3 protein-coding genes are annotated in these 17,770 nt (G+C 71.9%); all 3 read left to right on the forward strand.

The window, feature by feature from the left end; genetic code table 11:
* The coding region (locus PV419_RS50885; RefSeq protein WP_319700899.1) for a type I polyketide synthase at window positions 1-2,857 on the forward strand (2,857 nt) is incomplete at its 5' end.
* 31 nt (window positions 2,858-2,888) lie between these two features.
* On the forward strand, window positions 2,889-7,337 hold the full coding sequence (locus PV419_RS50890; RefSeq protein WP_415925559.1) for a type I polyketide synthase: 4,449 nt from the start codon (window positions 2,889-2,891) through the stop codon (window positions 7,335-7,337).
* 22 nt (window positions 7,338-7,359) lie between these two features.
* Window positions 7,360-17,739 carry an SDR family NAD(P)-dependent oxidoreductase gene (locus PV419_RS50895; protein ID WP_415925560.1) on the forward strand — a complete coding sequence of 3,460 codons (10,380 nt, stop codon included), beginning with the start codon at window positions 7,360-7,362 and terminating at the stop codon, window positions 17,737-17,739.
* Window positions 17,740-17,770 lie beyond the last annotated feature (31 nt).

Below are 17,770 nucleotides of genomic sequence, written 5' to 3' on the forward strand. Positions count from 1 at the left end.
GCTGCGCCGTGGGGAGGGCGGCCAGGAGCGGATGGTGGCCAGTGCGGCCGAGGCGTGGGTCCATGGTGTGGAGGTGGACTGGGCGTCCCTGCTGCCGGTGGGCCCGCACGTGGACCTGCCCACCTACCCCTTCCAACGCAGTCGCTACTGGCTCGACCCCGGACCGGCCGCCTCGTCGGATGTCGCCGGCGCCGGACTGACCTCCTCCGATCACCCCTTCCTCGCCGCGGGCGTCGAACTGGCCGGCTCGGACGGCCTCGTGCTGACGGGCAGGCTCTCGCTGAAGGCCCAGCCGTGGCTGGCCGACCACAGTGTGATGGGTACGACGCTCCTGCCCGGCAGCGCGTTCGCCGAGTTGGCGCTGCACGCCGCGGACCAGGTCGCCTGCTCCCAGGTCGAGGAGCTCGCCCTGCAGGCCCCGCTCGTGTTGCCGGAAACCGGCGCCGTCGACCTCCAGGTCACCGTGAGCGGTTTCGACGGATCCGGTCGTCGCAGCCTGACCATCCACTCCAGGCCCGCGGACTCCGTCGGCTCGCCTTGGACGCAGCACGCCGACGGGACGCTCAGCCAGGAGCAACCGTCGGCCCCCGGTGAACTTGCGGTCTGGCCGCCGGCCGGAGCGGACGCCGTACCCATTGACGATCTGTACGCACGGATGGCCGAGGCCGGAGTGGAGTTCGGGGCGGCCTTCCAAGGGCTGCGGCGGGCATGGCGTCGCGGCGACGAGGTGTATGCCGAGGTGCGTCTCGCCGACCAGGAACCGGGATTCGGGATCCACCCGGCACTGCTCGACTCGGCGCTGCACGCGGTCGGCGTAGGCGACTTCTTTCCTGGAACCGCCGCCGGCCGACGTCCCTTCGCCTGGACGGGCGTCTCCCTTTTCGCCACTGGTGCCTCGACCCTGCAAATCCGCCTGGCCCCGGCCGGAGAGGACTCGGTCTCGGTCCAACTGGCCGACCACACCGGAGCGCCGGTCGCCGCCGTGGAATCACTGGTGCTGCGAGCCCTGTCGTCCGAGGATCTCCAGCCGGTCGCACACCACGACGGCCTGTACCGACTCGACTGGACGACCATCGCGTTGCCGCAGTCGCCGACAACGCCGCCTCGGTACGTCGCGGTGGTCGGCCCGGTCCCGCCGAACGCCGCGTTCCCCGCGTACACAAGTCTGGCCGCGCTGGCGGAAGCGGTCGAGAGCGGCGAATCTGACCGGCCCGACCTGGTGCTGGTCACCCAGGGCGGGAACCGGCAGGTCGGGAGCCGCGAGGTGAGAGAAACCACCGAGCACTTCCTGGGCCTCATCCGGAGCTGGCTCGCCGATGACCGGTTCGCCGACTCCCAGCTCGTCGTCACGACGACCGGGGCCGTGGTCACCGGCGACGGAGACCCGGCCATCGACCTGAACGCCGCCCCCCTGTGGGGCTTGCTCCGGTCCGCTCAGACCGAAAACCCGGGCCGTTTCCTGCTGTTGGACGTGGACGCGCACGTGGACTCCTGGCGAGCCGTACCGGCGGCGCTCGCGACCGGGGAACCGCAACTGGCCCTGCGGTCCGGGACCGTGCGCGTACCACGGCTGGCCAGGGCGCAGGGCGCGGCACCGAAGGAGCCGAGCGCATGGGTGGACCCGGCCGGCACCGTCCTGGTGACCGGTGGCACCGGAGGACTCGGTGCGCTGGTGGCCCGGCACCTCGTACTCCGGCACGGTGCCAGGCGGCTGCTGCTGGTCAGTCGGCAAGGGCCGAGCGCGGCCGGTGCGGTCGAGCTGGAGGACGAGCTGGCCGAGGCCGGGGCGGAAGTGACCACCGCTGCCTGCGATGTGGCGGACCGCGACGCGCTGAGCCGACTTCTCCACGACATACCGGCCGAGCATCCGCTGACCGCCGTGGTCCACTGCGCCGGTGTCTTCGACGACGGCCTGGTCTCCTCCCTCACTCCGGACCAAGTGGCCCGGGTATACCGCCCGAAGGTCGACGCCGTACTGAACCTGCACGAGCTGACCGCCGGTCTTGATATGAGGGCGTTCGTGCTGTTCTCGTCGGTGGCCGGCACCTTCGGAGGCGGCGGGCAGGGCAACTACGCGGCGGCGAACGCGTTCCTCGACGCCTTCGCGCACTACCGGAGGGCCATGGGGCTCTCGGCGACCTCACTGGTGTGGGGCCTGTGGGAGGAGCGCACTGGAATGGCGGGCCGACTCGGTCAGGAACACCTGACCCGGGCCAGCGGCCGAGGCGTCATGCCCATGTCCGCCACCGAGGGGCTGGCCCGGTTCGACGCCGGGCTGGACACGGACCAGGCCGTGCTGTTGCCGGTCCGGCTGGATCTTTCGGCGCTGCGCGCGAAGGCCGCCTCTGGCACGCTCCCTGCCCTGCTACGCAACCTCGTCCGCGTGTCCGCTCGCCGTGTGGTCGACGCTGACGCCCAGGCTGCCGGACTCAGCCGGCGCCTCCAGGGGCTGACCGCAGTGGAACGCCGCCAGGAACTGAACGGCCTCGTGCAGGGGCAGGTCGCGACAGTGCTGGGATACCCCGACGCAAGCACCGTCGACCCGGAGAAGCCCTTCCGCGACCTCGGCTTCGACTCCCTGACCGCCGTCGAACTGCGTAACCGGCTGAGCGCGGTGACCGGCCTGAGGCTTCCGGTCACCGTGGTGTTCGACTACCCGCGGTTGGACGCCCTGGTCCGGCTGGTGCACGAGCGGCTGTTCCCGGACACCGGACCGGAACCGACCGCGCCCGCCGACGGGCCGCAGCCGGTGGCCGACCGCAGCGACGAGATCAGGACGATGGACGCCGACGCCCTGATCCGGCTGGCGTTGGGCGACAGCGGTGACACTGCCGGCGCCACACCGGGCCTGGGTTAGGACGATGACCTTGCACACTTCCACAGAGATGGTGACCGAGGCTCTCCGGGCTTCGCTGCTGAAGAACGAGCAACTGAGACAAGAGAACGAACGGCTACTAGCCGGCCGCGCGACCGAACCGGTCGCGATCATCGGCATCTCCAGCCGCTTCCCGGGTGGCGGGCGCGGTCCTGAAGCCCTGTGGACGCAGGTGCGCGAGGGCGTGGACACCCTGTCCGCGCTGCCCCGCGACCGCGGCTGGCACATTCCTGAACCGAACGGTTACGTCGGTGGCTTCCTCGCCGACGCCGCGGACTTCGACCCGGCGTTCTTCGGCATATCCCCACGGGAAGCCCTGGCCATGGACCCCCAGCAGCGGCTGCTGCTGGAAACCGCGTGGGAGACGATCGAGCGCGCCGGCGTCGAGCCCCGCACCCTGAGGGAGAGCCGCACTGGCGTCTACATCGGCGGCACGTCCCACGAATACGTCTCCGTCCTGGCCGCCAGCGAGGAGGCCGAGGGCTACCAGATCACCGGGGCATCGGGCAGCGTGCTGTCCGGCCGGATCGCGTACGCCCTGGGTCTCGAAGGACCCACGGTGACGGTCGACACCGCGTGTTCGTCCTCGTTGGTCGCCCTTCACCTGGCGGTGCAGGCGATACGGAACGGCGAGTGCCCGCTGGCCCTGGCAGGCGGGGTGGCGGTGATGCCGACGCCGGGCACGTATGGTGAGTTCTCCCGGCAGGGCGGTATGGCGGACGACGGCCGGTGCAAGGCGTTCGCCGCCGCGGCCGACGGGACCGGCTGGGGCGAAGGTGTCGGCGTGCTGCTCCTCGAGCGGCTGTCCGAGGCCCGGCGTCACGGGCGGCGGATCCTGGCACTGGTCCGCGGCAGCGCGGTCAACTCCGACGGCGCGAGCAACGGCCTGACGGCGCCGAACGGACCGGCCCAGCAGCGTGTCATCCGCCAGGCTTTGGCTTCCGCCGGGCTGACGCCGGCCGAAGTGGACGCCGTCGAGGCCCATGGCACCGGCACCGCGCTCGGCGATCCGATCGAGGCGCAGGCCCTGATCGACACCTACGGCCAGGGCCGCGGGACACCCCTGTGGCTGGGATCGGTGAAGTCCAACATCGGCCACACTCAAGCCGCTTCCGGAGTGGCCGGTGTCATCAAGATGGTGATGGCCATGCGCCACGGCGTGCTGCCCAAGACACTGCACGTAGACGCGCCGACACCGCACGTGGACTGGGCCGAGGGCGCGGTCGAGTTGCTGACCGAGCAGCGCCTCTGGCCGCGAAGCGACCGCCCGCGCAGGGCCGGAGTGTCCTCGTTCGGGATCAGCGGCACCAACGCTCACGTGATCCTGGAAGAGGCCCCGGAAGAAGAAGGTGAGCCAGCAGCCGCGCCGGCCGCGTCCACTTCTCTCCCCGCGGTTCCGGTCCTGCTGTCGGGACGTTGCGATCCGTCGCTGCGCGCCCAGGCCGAGCGGGTGAAGGACCTCGTCGTGGCCGACCCGGAACTGAACCTGGTCGACCTCGGCCACTCCCTCAGCGAAGCGCGGACGTCCTGGGAACGCCGGGCCGCGGTGGTGGCCGCGGACAGAGAGCAGCTGTTGACCGGCCTGGAGGCCGTCGCTCGGGGCGAGCCGCATGCCGGAGTGGCCGAAGGACACACCGGCAGCGGTTCACTGGCCTTCCTGTTCGCCGGACAGGGAGCACAGCGCCCCGGCATGGGCCGTGCGCTGTGCTCCGCATACCCCGCATTCTCCCAGGCCCTGGACGCGGTGGCGGCCCATCTGGACCCGCGGCTGGACCGTCCGCTGCGGGACGTGCTGTGCGCACCCGAGGGCACGCCGGACGCGGCCCTGCTGGACCAGACCGCCTACACCCAGGCCGCCCTGTTCGCCTTCGAGGTGGCCCTGTACCGGCTGTTCGAGTCTTGGGGAGTCACCCCCGACGTGCTGATCGGCCACTCGATCGGGGAGCTGAGCGCGGCGCATGTGGCCGGTGTGCTCTCTCTGCCGGACGCCTGTGCCCTGGTCGCCGCCCGGGGTGCGCTGATGCAGGCCCTGCCCGCGGGCGGGGCCATGGTGGTGATCCGCGCGGCCGAAGCGGACGTGGTCCCGCTGCTGGGCGACCACGTCAGCCTGGCAGCGGTGAACGGACCGGACGCGGTGGTCGTCTCCGGCCGGGAGGACGCCGTTCTGGCAGTCGCCGAGCGGTTCCCAAGGACGACACGGCTCCCGGTCAGCCACGCTTTCCACTCCCCCCTGATGGAGCCGATGCTGGAAGAGTTCGGTACGGTCGCCCGGTCGGTGTCGTTCCGCACGCCCCGGACCCCGGTCGTCTCCAACCTCACCGGCAAACTGGCCGATCCGGACGAACTGTGCACCCCGGAGTACTGGGTCCGGCACGTACAGGGGACCGTCCGGTTCGGGGACGGCATACAGGCGCTGGAGGCGACCGGCGTCGGCACGGTGCTCGAACTGGGCCCGGACGGCCGGCTCGCCGGGATGTTCGCTGACAACTGCCGTACGGACGATCCCATGGCCGCGGTCGCCGCGGTGCGGCCCGACCGCCCCGAAGGCCCGGGGTTGATCGAGGCGTTGGCCCGACTGCATGTGCGCGGTGTGCCGGTGGACTGGACGGCGGTCTTCGCCGGTACGGGGGCGCGGCGCATTGAGCTTCCCACGTACCCTTTCCAAGGACAGCGGTTCTGGCTCGCCGCACCGGCGACGCCCACTTCCCCCACCGACACCGTGTACACCCTGGCCTGGGACGAGGTGCGCGCGTCGGCCACCGGCGACGTACCTGACGTACACGCCGTCTTCCACCGCGAGCAGGACGAGCTGGCGCACGCTGTCGCCGCGGCTCTGGAACTGGTGCAGCGACTGCTCGCGGCCGAGCCGCAGGACGGACCCCGGCCGATCCTGCTCACCCACCGAGCCATGGGTGTGAACGCGACAGACTCCGTCGATGTGGCCGGGGCGGCGGCGTGGGGTCTGCTGCGCGCGGCGCAGGCCGAGCACCCGGACCGGTTCGTGCTGCTCGACGGTGACGGGACCGACCCTGGTCCTGCAGTACTGGCCGCTGCGGCAGCGAGTGGTGAGCCGCAACTGGCGTGTCGCCGAGGGCGGTTGTTCGCCCCGCGCGTGGTCCGGGCGAGCGGCGGCACGGGCCCGCCGCGTCCCTTCGACCCCGAAGGCACGGTCCTGGTCACCGGCGGCACCAGTGGGCTGGGCGCTCTCGTGGCACGGCATCTGGCCACCCGGCACGGCGTCAGGCATCTGCTGCTGGTCAGCCGCCGCGGCGGCGCGGCTGACGGCGTCGGCGAACTCCAGGCCGAGCTGACGGCAGCGGGTGCCGCCGTGACCGTTGCCGCGGGCGATGTCTCCGACCGGGAGACGCTGCGTCGGCTGCTCGCGGCCGTCCCGCCCCAGCACTCGCTCACCGGGGTGATCCACTGTGCGGGCGTCGTGGACGACGGCGTGGTCGAAGCGCTGACGCCGGACCGGTTACGACGTGTGCTCGCCCCCAAGGCGGACGCGGCCCTGCACCTGGACGAGCTGACCCGCGACTCCGACCTGTCCGCCTTCGTGCTGTTCTCCTCCGCCGCTGGCACTCTCGGCGGCGCCGGCCAGGGCAACTATGCCGCGGCGAACGCCTGCCTGGACGCGCTGGCACAGCGGCGCCGAGCGCAGGGCAGGCCCGCGGTATCACTGGCCTGGGGGCTGTGGGCCGAGGAGACCGGGATGACCGGGCGCCTCAGCGAAGCCGACCGCTCCCGGATGGCCAGGGCCGGGGTGCTCGGCCTGACCACCCCGGAAGCCCTGGCACTGCTGGACGGCGCGCTCGCCCGACCCGAGGCGGTGCTGCTTCCGGTGAAGTTCGCGCCCGCACTGCTGCAGGCTCCGGTCGACCTGCTGCCACCGCTGTTGCGGACGCTGGCCACGGTCCCGGCAGGGGATGGCGAACACACGGAAGCATTCAGCGAGCGGCTGGCGGATCTCTCCGGCCCGGAGCGCGACCGGGCCGTGCTGGAACTGGTCAGAGGACATGCCGCAGCCGTGCTCGGCCACTCGTCGGCCGACCAGGTGGAGCCGGAACGCGGCTTCCTGGAACTCGGCCTCACCTCCCTCGGCGCCGTCGAACTGCGCAACAGCCTGAGCGCCGTTACGGGGCTGGTTCTCCCCGCGACCCTGATGTTCGACCATCCCACTGCCTCCGCGCTGGCCCGGCATCTACTGGAGCGACTGGCGGGGGAGAGCACCTCGCCCACCGCCGCCCCGGTGCTGCGACAGCTCGACGAGATCGCCGAGCGGCTGTCCGAACTCGACCCCCAGGTGGACTTGGCCGCCACGGTCACTGCCCGACTGCGGGCCCTGCTGGTGGGCTGGACCGACCGGCGGGCGGTCGGCTCACCCGCTGACGCCTTCGACTTCGAAGCCGCCACGGCGGGCGAGATGTTCGAGTTCATCAACAAGGACCTGGGACTCAGTTGACTACCACGCGAGGGTGTTCTTTCTGATGACGGACGAACAGAAGCTTTTGGACTACCTCAAGTTAGTCACCACTGAGCTGGGACAGACCCGTACACGGCTGGAGCAGGTCGAGGCGGAACGCCGCGAGCCCATTGCTATCGTCGCCATGGGCTGCCGATACCCGGGCGGCGTCGAATGTCCCGAAGACCTGTGGCAGTTGCTCGCTGAGGGGCGGGATGCCATCACCGGGTTCCCCGAGGACCGGGAGTGGGACCTGGACGATCTGCACGCCACCGATTCCCAGCGTCGCCTCGGCGGCGGATTCCTGCACCGAGCCGCCGACTTCGACGCCGAGTTCTTCGGCATCTCCCCACGTGAAGCCCTGTCGATGGACCCACAGCAGCGGCTGCTCCTGGAGGTGGCCTGGGAGGTCTTCGAACGGGCCGGAATCGATCCCGTCGCGGTCCGGGGCAGCGACACCGGCGTCTTCGCCGGGGTCAACTTCAGCGACTACGCGACCAGGCTCCAGTCCGTACCGGAGAGCGTGGAGGGCTACCTGGGCATCGGCAGTTCGGCCAGCGTGGCATCGGGCCGGATCGCGTACGTGTTGGGCCTTGAAGGGCCCGCGGTGACCGTGGATACCGCGTGTTCCTCGTCCTTGGTGGCCCTGCATCTTGCCGTCCAGTCACTACGGGGCGGGGAGACCTCTCTGGCTCTGGCCGGCGGTGTCGCCGTCATGTCGACGCCGGGAGCTTTCGTGGAGTTCTCCCGGCAGGGCGGGCTGTCCCCCGACGGGCGATGCAAGGTGTTCGCCGACGCGGCCGACGGCACCGGCTGGGGAGAGGGAGTCGGTCTGCTGTTGCTGGAGCGCCTGTCCGACGCGCGGCGCCGCGGTCATCCGGTGCTCGCGGTCATCCGGGGAAGCGCCGCCAACCAGGACGGCGCGTCCAGCGGACTCACCGCACCCAACGGGCCGTCCCAACAGCGCGTCATCGGGCAGGCGCTGGCCAACGCCGAACTGTCGCCGTCCGACGTGGACGTTGTCGAAGCACACGGCACCGGGACCGTGCTGGGTGACCCGATCGAGGCGCAGGCCCTGTTGGCGGCCTACGGGCAGGATCGCCCGGCGCCGCTGTGGCTGGGATCCGTCAAGTCGAACATCGGGCACACACAGGCCGCCGCAGGTGTGGCCGGTGTGATCAAGATGGTGCAGGCGATGCGGCACGAGACGCTGCCGCCGACGCTGCACGTCGACCGGCCCTCGACCCATGTGGACTGGACTGCCGGGTCGGTGGAACTGCTGACCGAGGCACGCGCCTGGCCCCGTACCGAGCGCGTGCGCCGGGCCGGGGTGTCGTCGTTCGGGGTCAGCGGGACGAACGTGCACCTGATTGTCGAGGAACCGCCGGCGGCGGATGCCGTGGCCCCTTCGCGGAGCGCACCACCGCTGCGGGTGGCCTCGGTCCCATGGGTGATCTCCGGCGCCTGCGACGCATCCCTGCGGGAGCAGGTGGCACGGTTGCGGGAGGCCGCACACGGGCTGCACCCGGCGGACGTGGGATGGTCCCTGGCCGTCGGCCGCGCCCACCTCGCGCACCGCGCGGTCGTCATGGACGCGGCCGGCCTGGACGTGGTGGCGCGGGCGGGTACGGCGCCAGGCGTGGTCGAAGGCGTGGCCGACCCACGGCCCCGGGTGGCCTTTGTCTTCCCCGGCCAGGGCGCTCAGTGGGCCGGCATGGCGCTGGAACTGCTGGACTCCTCGCCGGTGTTCGCCCGGCAGATCGAGACGTGCGCCGAGGCCTTGGCGCCGCACGTCGAATGGTCGTTGCCGCAAGTGTTGCGCACGGCGTCGGGCGGAGCGTGGCTGGAGCAGGTCGATGTCGTACAGCCCGTGCTGTGGGCGATCATGGTCTCCCTCGCCGAACTGTGGCGAGCCTGCGGCGTGACGCCGGTCGCAGTCGCCGGACACAGCCAGGGCGAGATCGCGGCGGCGTGTGTGGCCGGAGCGCTGTCGCTGGACGACGGGGCCCGCATCGTGGCCCTGCGCAGCCGGCTGATCGCCCGGAAACTGTCCGGCCGGGGCGGCATGGCGTCGGTGGCCCTCCCTCTCGACCAGGTGAAAAAACGCCTGGAGCACTGGGGGAACGAGCTCTCCGTGGCGGCCGTGAACGGGCCCTCCTCGGTCGTCGTGTCCGGTGCCGCACAGGCACTGGAGGAACTGGTGGCCGCATGCCAGGAGGACGGAGTACGGACCCGCCGCGTGGCGGTCGACTACGCCTCCCACTCGGCCCAGGTGGACCGGATCCGCGACGAGCTGCTCACGGCCCTGGGGGAGGTGTCATTGGCAACGACCGACGTGGCGTTCTTCTCCGCAGTCACCGGGGGCATGCTGGATCCGGCCGGTCTCGACGCCGAGTACTGGTACCAGAACCTGCGTCAGACCGTGGAGTTCGAACAGGTCACACGAGCACTCCTGAAGCACGACTGCACACTGCTGATCGAGATGAGCCCGCACCCGGTGTTGGTTCCGGCCGTGCAGGACACCGTGGACGAAACCGGCGGTGAGACGGTGGTCCTGGGATCGTTGCGGCGGGCAGACGGCGGACCGCGACGGTTCGTGACGGCGCTGGCACAGGCATGGGTGCACGGCGCACCGGTGGACTGGGCGAGCCTGGCCGCCGGAGGACGGTGGGTGGAACTGCCCACCTACCCCTTCCAACGGAAGCGGTACTGGCTGCAGGGGCCTGCGAGTAGGCCACGGGCGACGGACTCGTGGCGCTACCGGGTGGAGTGGAAGCCGCTGCGCACACCACGGGGCAAGCTCTCGGGCCGGTGGCTCCTGGCGGGACCGGGCGACGAGCTCCTGCCGGCGCTGGCCGATGCCGACGTCGTCCACCTGCCCATGGAGGGGCTGGCCGAACGGGCCCCGCTGGCGGAGCAGCTGCGCGGGCTGGCCGCTGAGCACGGCCCCTTCTCCGGAGTGGTGCACCTGGCCGGGCCCGACCCCCGAACGTCGCTCGTCCTGGTGCAGGCGCTGGGGGACGCGGGCGAGGACGCACCCGTGTGGCTCCTGACCCGCGGCGCGGTGTCGGCCACCGCCGGGGATGCGGTGACGGCCGAACCGGCCCAGGTCTGGGGCCTGGGCCTGGTGGCCGGGCTGGAGTGTCCCGACCGGTGGGGCGGCCTGATCGACCTGCCCCGGACCCTCGACGAGAAGACCGCCGGTCGGCTCGCCGCCGTCCTCACCGGTGCTGACGGTGAGGACCAACTGGCCCTGCGCGAACAGGGCGTGCTGGTACGCCGACTGGTGCGCGCGCCCCTGCGGGACGGCGTCGCGCACCGGGAGTGGCGCCCTCGCGGCACGGTGCTGATCACCGGGGGAACCGGGGCCATCGGCGGGCACGTCGCCCGGTGGGCGGCCGGCAACGGTGCCGACCATGTGGTGGTGGCCAGCCGCAGCGGCCCGCAAGCGCCAGGCGTCGCCGAGCTGGAGGCCGACTGCGCGGCGGCCGGCTGCGGGCTGACCGTGGTGTCCTGCGATGTGGCCGACCGCGGCGCGGTGGCACGGTTGCTGGCCGACGTCGGACCGGTCACCTCGGTGTTCCATGCCGCCGGGGTGAGCCGGTACGGGACGCTGCCCGACCTCGGCCTGGACGAGTACGACGACGTGGTCGCGGCCAAGGTGGCCGGAGCACGGCACCTGCACGAGCTGCTGGCTGACCAGGAGCTCGACGCGTTCGTGCTCTTCTCTTCCGGCGCCGCCGTGTGGGGCAGCGCCGGTCAGGCAGCGTACGCGGCGGCCAACGCCTTCCTGGACGGCCTGGCGCAGCAGCGCAGGTCCGAGGGCCGGACGGCGACGTCGATCGCCTGGGGCGGCTGGTCCGGCGGAGGCATGCTCGGCTCCGAGGCCGAACACGAGCTGCGCCGCCGGGGGGTGGGAGCGATGGCTCCGCACACAGCGGTGCAAGCCCTTCAGCAGGCGCTCGATCACGACGAGACGACGCTGACGGTGGCCAGCATGGACTGGGAGCGATTCACCCCGGCGTACACCCTGGCCCGTCGCCGGCCCCTGATCGAGGACATCGCCGAAGCCGCCTCAGCGGCGGCCGGCACCGCCGAGGCGCCGGGGGGCCCGCAGGCGGAGGCGCTCCGACGGCGCGTGGCGGAAGCGGCCGATCCGGAGCAGGCGGTCCTGGACATGGTGCGGGCCGAGGCGGCAGTCGTACTCGGCCACGACAGTGCTACGAGGCTCCCTGAGCGCAAGCCCTTCCGTGACCTGGGCTTCGACTCGGTCCTGGCGGTGGAGTTCCGCAACCGGCTCGCGGCGGTGACCGGTCTGAAGCTCCCCGGCGCAGTGGTGTTCGACTACCCCACTCCGGCCGAGCTCGCCTGCCACCTCCTGGACCAGGTGGTGCCCCGCGAGGCGGTCACAGCACCGGCGCTGACCGCGACGCAGAGCGATGAGCCGATAGCGATCATCGGCATGGCCTGCCGGTTCCCCGGCGACGTGCGGTCCCCCGAGGACCTGTGGGACCTGGTGGCCGGGGGCGCCGACGCCATGGGGCCCTTCCCGGCAGACCGCGGCTGGAACGCCGACGGCATCGGCGGATTCGTGCACGACGCCGCCGACTTCGACCCGGCGTTCTTCGGAATCTCACCGCGTGAAGCCATGGCGATGGATCCCCAGCAGCGCATCCTTCTGGAAGTGTCCTGGGAGGCCCTGGAGCGGGCCGGGATCGACCCGACGCGCCTCAAGGGCAGCCCGACCGCGGTCATGGCCGGCGCTTCCGCGGTCGACTACGCCGCGCTGGTCGCCGGTTCGACCCACGGCGATGATGGCTTCGCGATGAGCGGCAACTCCGGCAGCATCATCTCCGGCCGTGTCTCCTACACCCTGGGCCTGGAAGGACCGGCGCTGACCATCGACACCGGCTGCTCCTCGGCGCTGGTCGCGCTGCACACGGCAGCCGGTTCCCTGCGTGGCGGTGAATGCTCCCTGGCCCTGGCCGGCGGGGTGGCGGTGATGGCGACCCCGGTGGCTTTCACCGAGTTCGAACGGCAGGACGGCCTGGCGAGCGACGGCCGTTGCAAGGCGTTCTCCGACGACGCCGACGGCACCGGCTGGGGCGAAGGCGCGGGCATGCTCGTCCTGGAACGCCTCAGCGACGCGCGACGCAACCAGCACCCCGTCCTGGCGGTGATCCGGGGCAGCGCCGTCAACCAGGACGGCGCCTCCAACGGGATCACCGCCCCCAACGGCCCGTCCCAGCAGCGCGTCATCCGCCAAGCGGTGGCCAACGCTCATCTCACGCCGCCCGACATCGACGCGGTCGAAGCACACGGTACCGGCACCCGGCTCGGCGATCCGATCGAGGCCCAGGCCCTGCTGGCGACCTACGGCCAAGACCGTGAGAACCCCCTGTGGCTCGGCTCGGTCAAGTCGAACATCGGGCACACTCAGGCCGCGGCCGGCGCGGCCGGAGTCATCAAGATGGTCCAGGCCCTGCGCCACGGAGTGCTCCCGCGGTCCCTGCACGTGCAGGAACCGTCCCGGCACGTGGACTGGACCGCTGGATCGGTCGAACTCCTCACTGAACCACGACCGTGGCCGGACACCGGCCGCCCCCGGCGCGCCGGCGTCTCCGCCTTCGGCATCAGCGGCACCAACGCCCACCTCATCCTCGAACAGGCGCCTGAACCCCTGGAGCCCGTCACCGACTCCGATGCCTCGATCGCGCCGTTCCTGCTGTCCGCCCGCACCCCTGAAGCGCTGCGCGTGCAGGCCCGTGCACTGCTCGACCACCTCGGCGACCGGCCCGGTCTGTCCCTCCGCGCGCTGGCCCGGTCCCTGGCCGTGGGGCGTACTGGGTGGGAGCACCGTGCGGCCGTCGTCACGCAGGACCGCGAGGCCCTGCTCAGGGCGGTGGCCGGGTTGGCCGAGGACCGGGCCGTACCGGAGCTGATACGCGGCAGGGTGGGGGAGGGCCGCCTGGCCATGCTGTTCTCCGGCCAAGGCGCCCAACGCGCCGGAATGGGACAGCAGTTGTACGCCCGCTTTCCCGCCTTCGCCGCCGCCCTGGACGAGGTCTGCGCGGAGCTGGATCCGCGCCTGCGCACCGTGCTGTTCGCGCCGGCGGACTCGCCGGACGGGCTTCTGCTGCACCGGACGGGATACGCGCAGCTGGCTCTGTTCGCCGTCGAGGTGGCGCTGTTCAGGCTGCTGGAGTCGTGGGGGGTGCGGCCGGACTACGTGCTCGGGCACTCGGTGGGGGAGATCGCCGCGGCACACGTGGCCGGTGTCCTGAGCCTGGCGGACGCCGCTGCCCTCGTCGGCGCCCGATCCCGCCTCATGCAGGAGCTTCCGCCCGGTGGCGCGATGCTCGCGGTGCAGGCCGGCGAGGCCGAGGTGGCGGAGCTGCTGGCCGCAGGAGGGCTGGAACTGAGCCTGGCCGCGGTGAACGGCCCCCGCGCGGTGGTGCTGTCCGGGACGGCCGACGCGGTGACCGCCGCCGAGGCTGCTCTCGCCGGACAGGGACGGCGGACCAAACGCCTGCGCGTGAGCCATGCCTTCCACTCCGCGCTGATGGAGCCCATGCTGGCTGACTTCGCCGCGACGCTGAACGGGCTGTCGTTCGCCCCTCCGCGGCTCCCGATCGTGTCCAACGTGACCGGTCGGCTCGCGGACGATCGCATCGCCACCCCGGAATACTGGGTCGAAAACGTGCGCCGCACGGTGCGCTTCGCCGATGGCGTCGCCGTCCTCGCGGAACACGGCGTGACCGCCTACCTGGAGATCGGCCCCGACGGCACCCTCACCGCACTCGCCGAGCAGTGCGTCCCCGTCCCGGAGGCCCACCGCTTCACGGCCGCGCAGCGCCGGGACCGGCCGGAGACCGATGCCCTGTTCACCGCTCTGAGCCATCTGCACACCGTGGGCATCGCCGTCGACTGGCCGTCCGTCCAGCAGCCCGCCGACCACCTGGTGGACCTGCCCACCTACCCGTTCCAGCACCAGCGGTTCTGGCCCAGCGCCCGTCCGGGCGGCACGGCCGACCTGAACGCGGTAGGGCTGGCCGCGGACGGGCACCCGCTGCTCGGGGCCGCGGTGGCACTGCCCGACTCGGACGGACTCCTGTGCACCGGAAAGTTGTCGGTCGCTGGCCGGCCCTGGCTGGCCGGTCACGCGGTGGCCGGGCGGGCGCTGTTCCCTGGGACCGCGTACGTGGACATGGTGCTGCACGTCGGCGCCCCACTGGGGTGCGACCGCATCGACGAACTGACCCTGGAGGCGCCGCTGCTCCTGCCCGAGCGGGGCGGTGCGGCGGTGCAGGTCGCGGTCTGCGCACCGGACGAATCCGGCCGCCGACCGGTCAACGTGTACGCCCAGCCGGATTCCACGGGGCCCGAGCAGCCCTGGCAGCGACTGGCGACCGGCGTGCTCAGCGCGGCATGCGCAGCGATCCCTGCCACTGCGGACGGGCTGGCCGACTGGCCGCCACCAGGGGCCGAACCGCTGCCGACCGAGGGCGGCTACGAGCGTTTCGCCGCGTGGGGGCTGGAGTACGGGTGGCCGTTCACGGCAGTGCGGTCGCTGTGGCGCCGAGACGCGGAACTGTTCGCCGAGGTCGAGCTGGACGACGTGGACGCGAGCGGATACGGCCTGCATCCGGCGCTCTTCGACGCGGCCCTGCAGGCGCTCGGGATGGATCCGGCCGCCACCGAAGCGCCCGGGGTGCCGTTCACCTGGTCGGGAGTCACCCTCCATGCCACGGGGGCCACCGCGTTGCGGGTACGGCTCACCCCCGGCGACAACGGCTTCCAGGTCGACCTGGCCGACCACACGGGTGGTCCGGTTGCCACGGTCCAGTCCCTGGCACTGCGTCCGATGTCGGCGGACCACGTCTCTTCGGCGGCGGACCAGGGCTCACTGCTGCGCCTGGAGTGGGTCCCGGTACCGGCCGAGGCAGCGCCCGCCACCCCTGCACCCTGGGCCTTCCTCGGTGCGGGACCCCTGCCCCTCGGGCTCCCGCTGATCCAGTACGCCGACCTGGGCGAGATGGCACGCGCGGTGCGGGACGGCATGGCACTGCCGCCGGTGGTCCTGCTGCCCTGCACCGGCTTCGGCGACCAGACCGCGGCTGCGGTCCACGCCGGCACCCAGCGGGTGCTCAGATGCATTCAGACCTGGTTGGATAACGGCGCGTTCGACCGCTCCCAGCTCGTGGTGCTGACCCGCGGGGCGGTCGGGGACATCCAGGACCTGGCCGGTGCCGCGGTGTGGGGACTGGTCCGTACGGCCCAGTCCGAGCACCCGGGCCGCATCGTCCTGGTGGACCTCGATTCCGATGGGCACCGGTCCTTGCCCGAGGCCGTGGCCACCGCGTCCGCCGCGGACGAGCCGCAGGTGGCCGTACGCGACGGCGCGCTGCTGGTGCCCCGGTTGAGCCCGGTCCGGGCGACCGCGGCATCCGTCCAGCCGGACTGGGACCCGGCCGGCGCCGTGCTCGTGACCGGGGCGACCGGCGCCCTGGGGCAGCACGTCTCCCGGCACCTGGTGAGCCGGCACGGCATACGGCGCCTCCTGCTGACCAGCCGCAGCGGCCCCGCCGCGCAGGGCGCCGACGAACTGCTCGCGGACCTCACCGGACTGGGCGCCCACGTCGACCTCGTGGCCTGTGACGCGGCAGACCGCGACGCCCTGGCTCACCTGCTGGCCGTTCACCCCGTCACCGCCGTGGTGCATGTGGCCGGCGTACTGGACGACGGTGTGGTCACCGCGCTCACACCGGACCAACTGGACACGGTGCTGCGTCCGAAGGTCGACGCGGCCTGGAACCTGCACGAGCTCACCGAAGGTCTCGCTCTCACGGACTTTGTGCTCTTCTCCTCCATGTCCGGGGTGATGGGCAATCCGGGACAGGGCAATTACGCCGCGGCCAACACCTTCCTGGACGGCCTCGCCCACTACCGCCGCAGTCGTGGCCTGCCGGCCCGTTCGCTGGCCTGGGGGATGTGGGACACCGCTGGGGGAATGGCCGGTGAGCCGTCGTCCCGCGGCTTCACCCGTGGCGGGGCGGCCTTGTCACCGGACCAGGCGCTGGGCCTGTTCGACCGCGCCCGGACGGTGGATGCGCCGCTGCTCGTCCCGCTCCGGCTGGAGCTGCCGCCGGGAGCGCCGCGCACGGAAGGGGCGGCACCGGTGATGTTCCGCGGCACGAGTGCGCCCAGGCGTGTGGTGGCCCCCGGCGACCGGGCCGAGGCCGTCACCGTGCGAGAGCGGCTGACGGGACTGACCGGTCCCGAGCGGCATGAGGTTCTGCTGGAGCTGATCAGGACGGAGGCCGCGCGCGTACTCGGACACCCCGGCCCGGAGGCGATCGCCGAGGCGACCTCCTTCACCGAGCTCGGCTTCGACTCGCTGATGTCCGTGGAACTGCGCAACCGCCTGGCCACCGTCACCGGCCTCCGGCTGCCCGCGACGTTGATCTTCGACCATCCCACCTTCACTGTTCTGGCCGATGAGCTCGCCGTCGGTCTGGGGCCGACCCTGCCGGAAACCGACCCGAAGGCGGCGCCGACCGGCATCGCCGACCTCTACCGGATCGCCTGCGAGCAGGACAGGTTCGAGGAGGGCCGGATCCTGCTGAACGTCGCGTCCCGGCTCCGGCCCACCTTCGCTGCGCCACAAGAGGTGGCCGGATCCGCCGAACTGGTCCGGTTGTGCGCCGGGACAGGCGACGGCCCGGCCTTGCTCTGCCTGCCTTCGCCGACCGTGTTCGGTGGAATTCATGAGTTCACCCAGTTGGCGGCCGCATTCCGCGGCAACCGCGAGGTGTGGACCCTGCCGTACCCGGGCTTCGTGACCGGAGAACCGATACCTGCCGACATGGACACGTTGGTCGCGTACCTGTCCGGCATCGCGCGGCGCGACCTCGACGGCACGCCGTTCGTCCTGGTCGGACGCTCCTCGGGCGGAAGCATCGCCCACATGCTCGCGACCCGCCTGGAACAGCAGGGCGCGGCACCGCACTCCCTGGTCCTGCTGGACACATACGAGCCAGGAAGCGCGCAGACCGATTACATCCTCCCCGCGCTGGAGTCAACGGCGCTTGAGGACGAACGCAAGGTCGGTCCGATGAACGACACTCGACTGACCGCGATGGCCGGGTACTTCGGCCTCTTCGCCGACTGGCAGCCCCGGGAGCTGGCCGTGCCGACCCTTTTGGTCCGCGCCTCGGAGAAGGCCGGAACACCCGAGGGCCCAGCCCTGACCCCCGAAAGCTGGCAGGCGGTCTGGACCTTGCGGCACACGGCGATCGACGTGCCGGGGGACCATTTCACCATGCTGATGGAGCACGCTGAGCAGACCGCTGCCGCCATCGAAGGATGGCTGCGGGACACGGTTCACGAGTGTCCCAAGTGACACGAAACCGACGAGGGGAACGGAGAAGGAC

This window comes from Streptomyces sp. ME19-01-6, assembly GCF_033793745.1.
Taxonomy (GTDB): Bacteria; Actinomycetota; Actinomycetes; order Streptomycetales; family Streptomycetaceae; genus Streptomyces.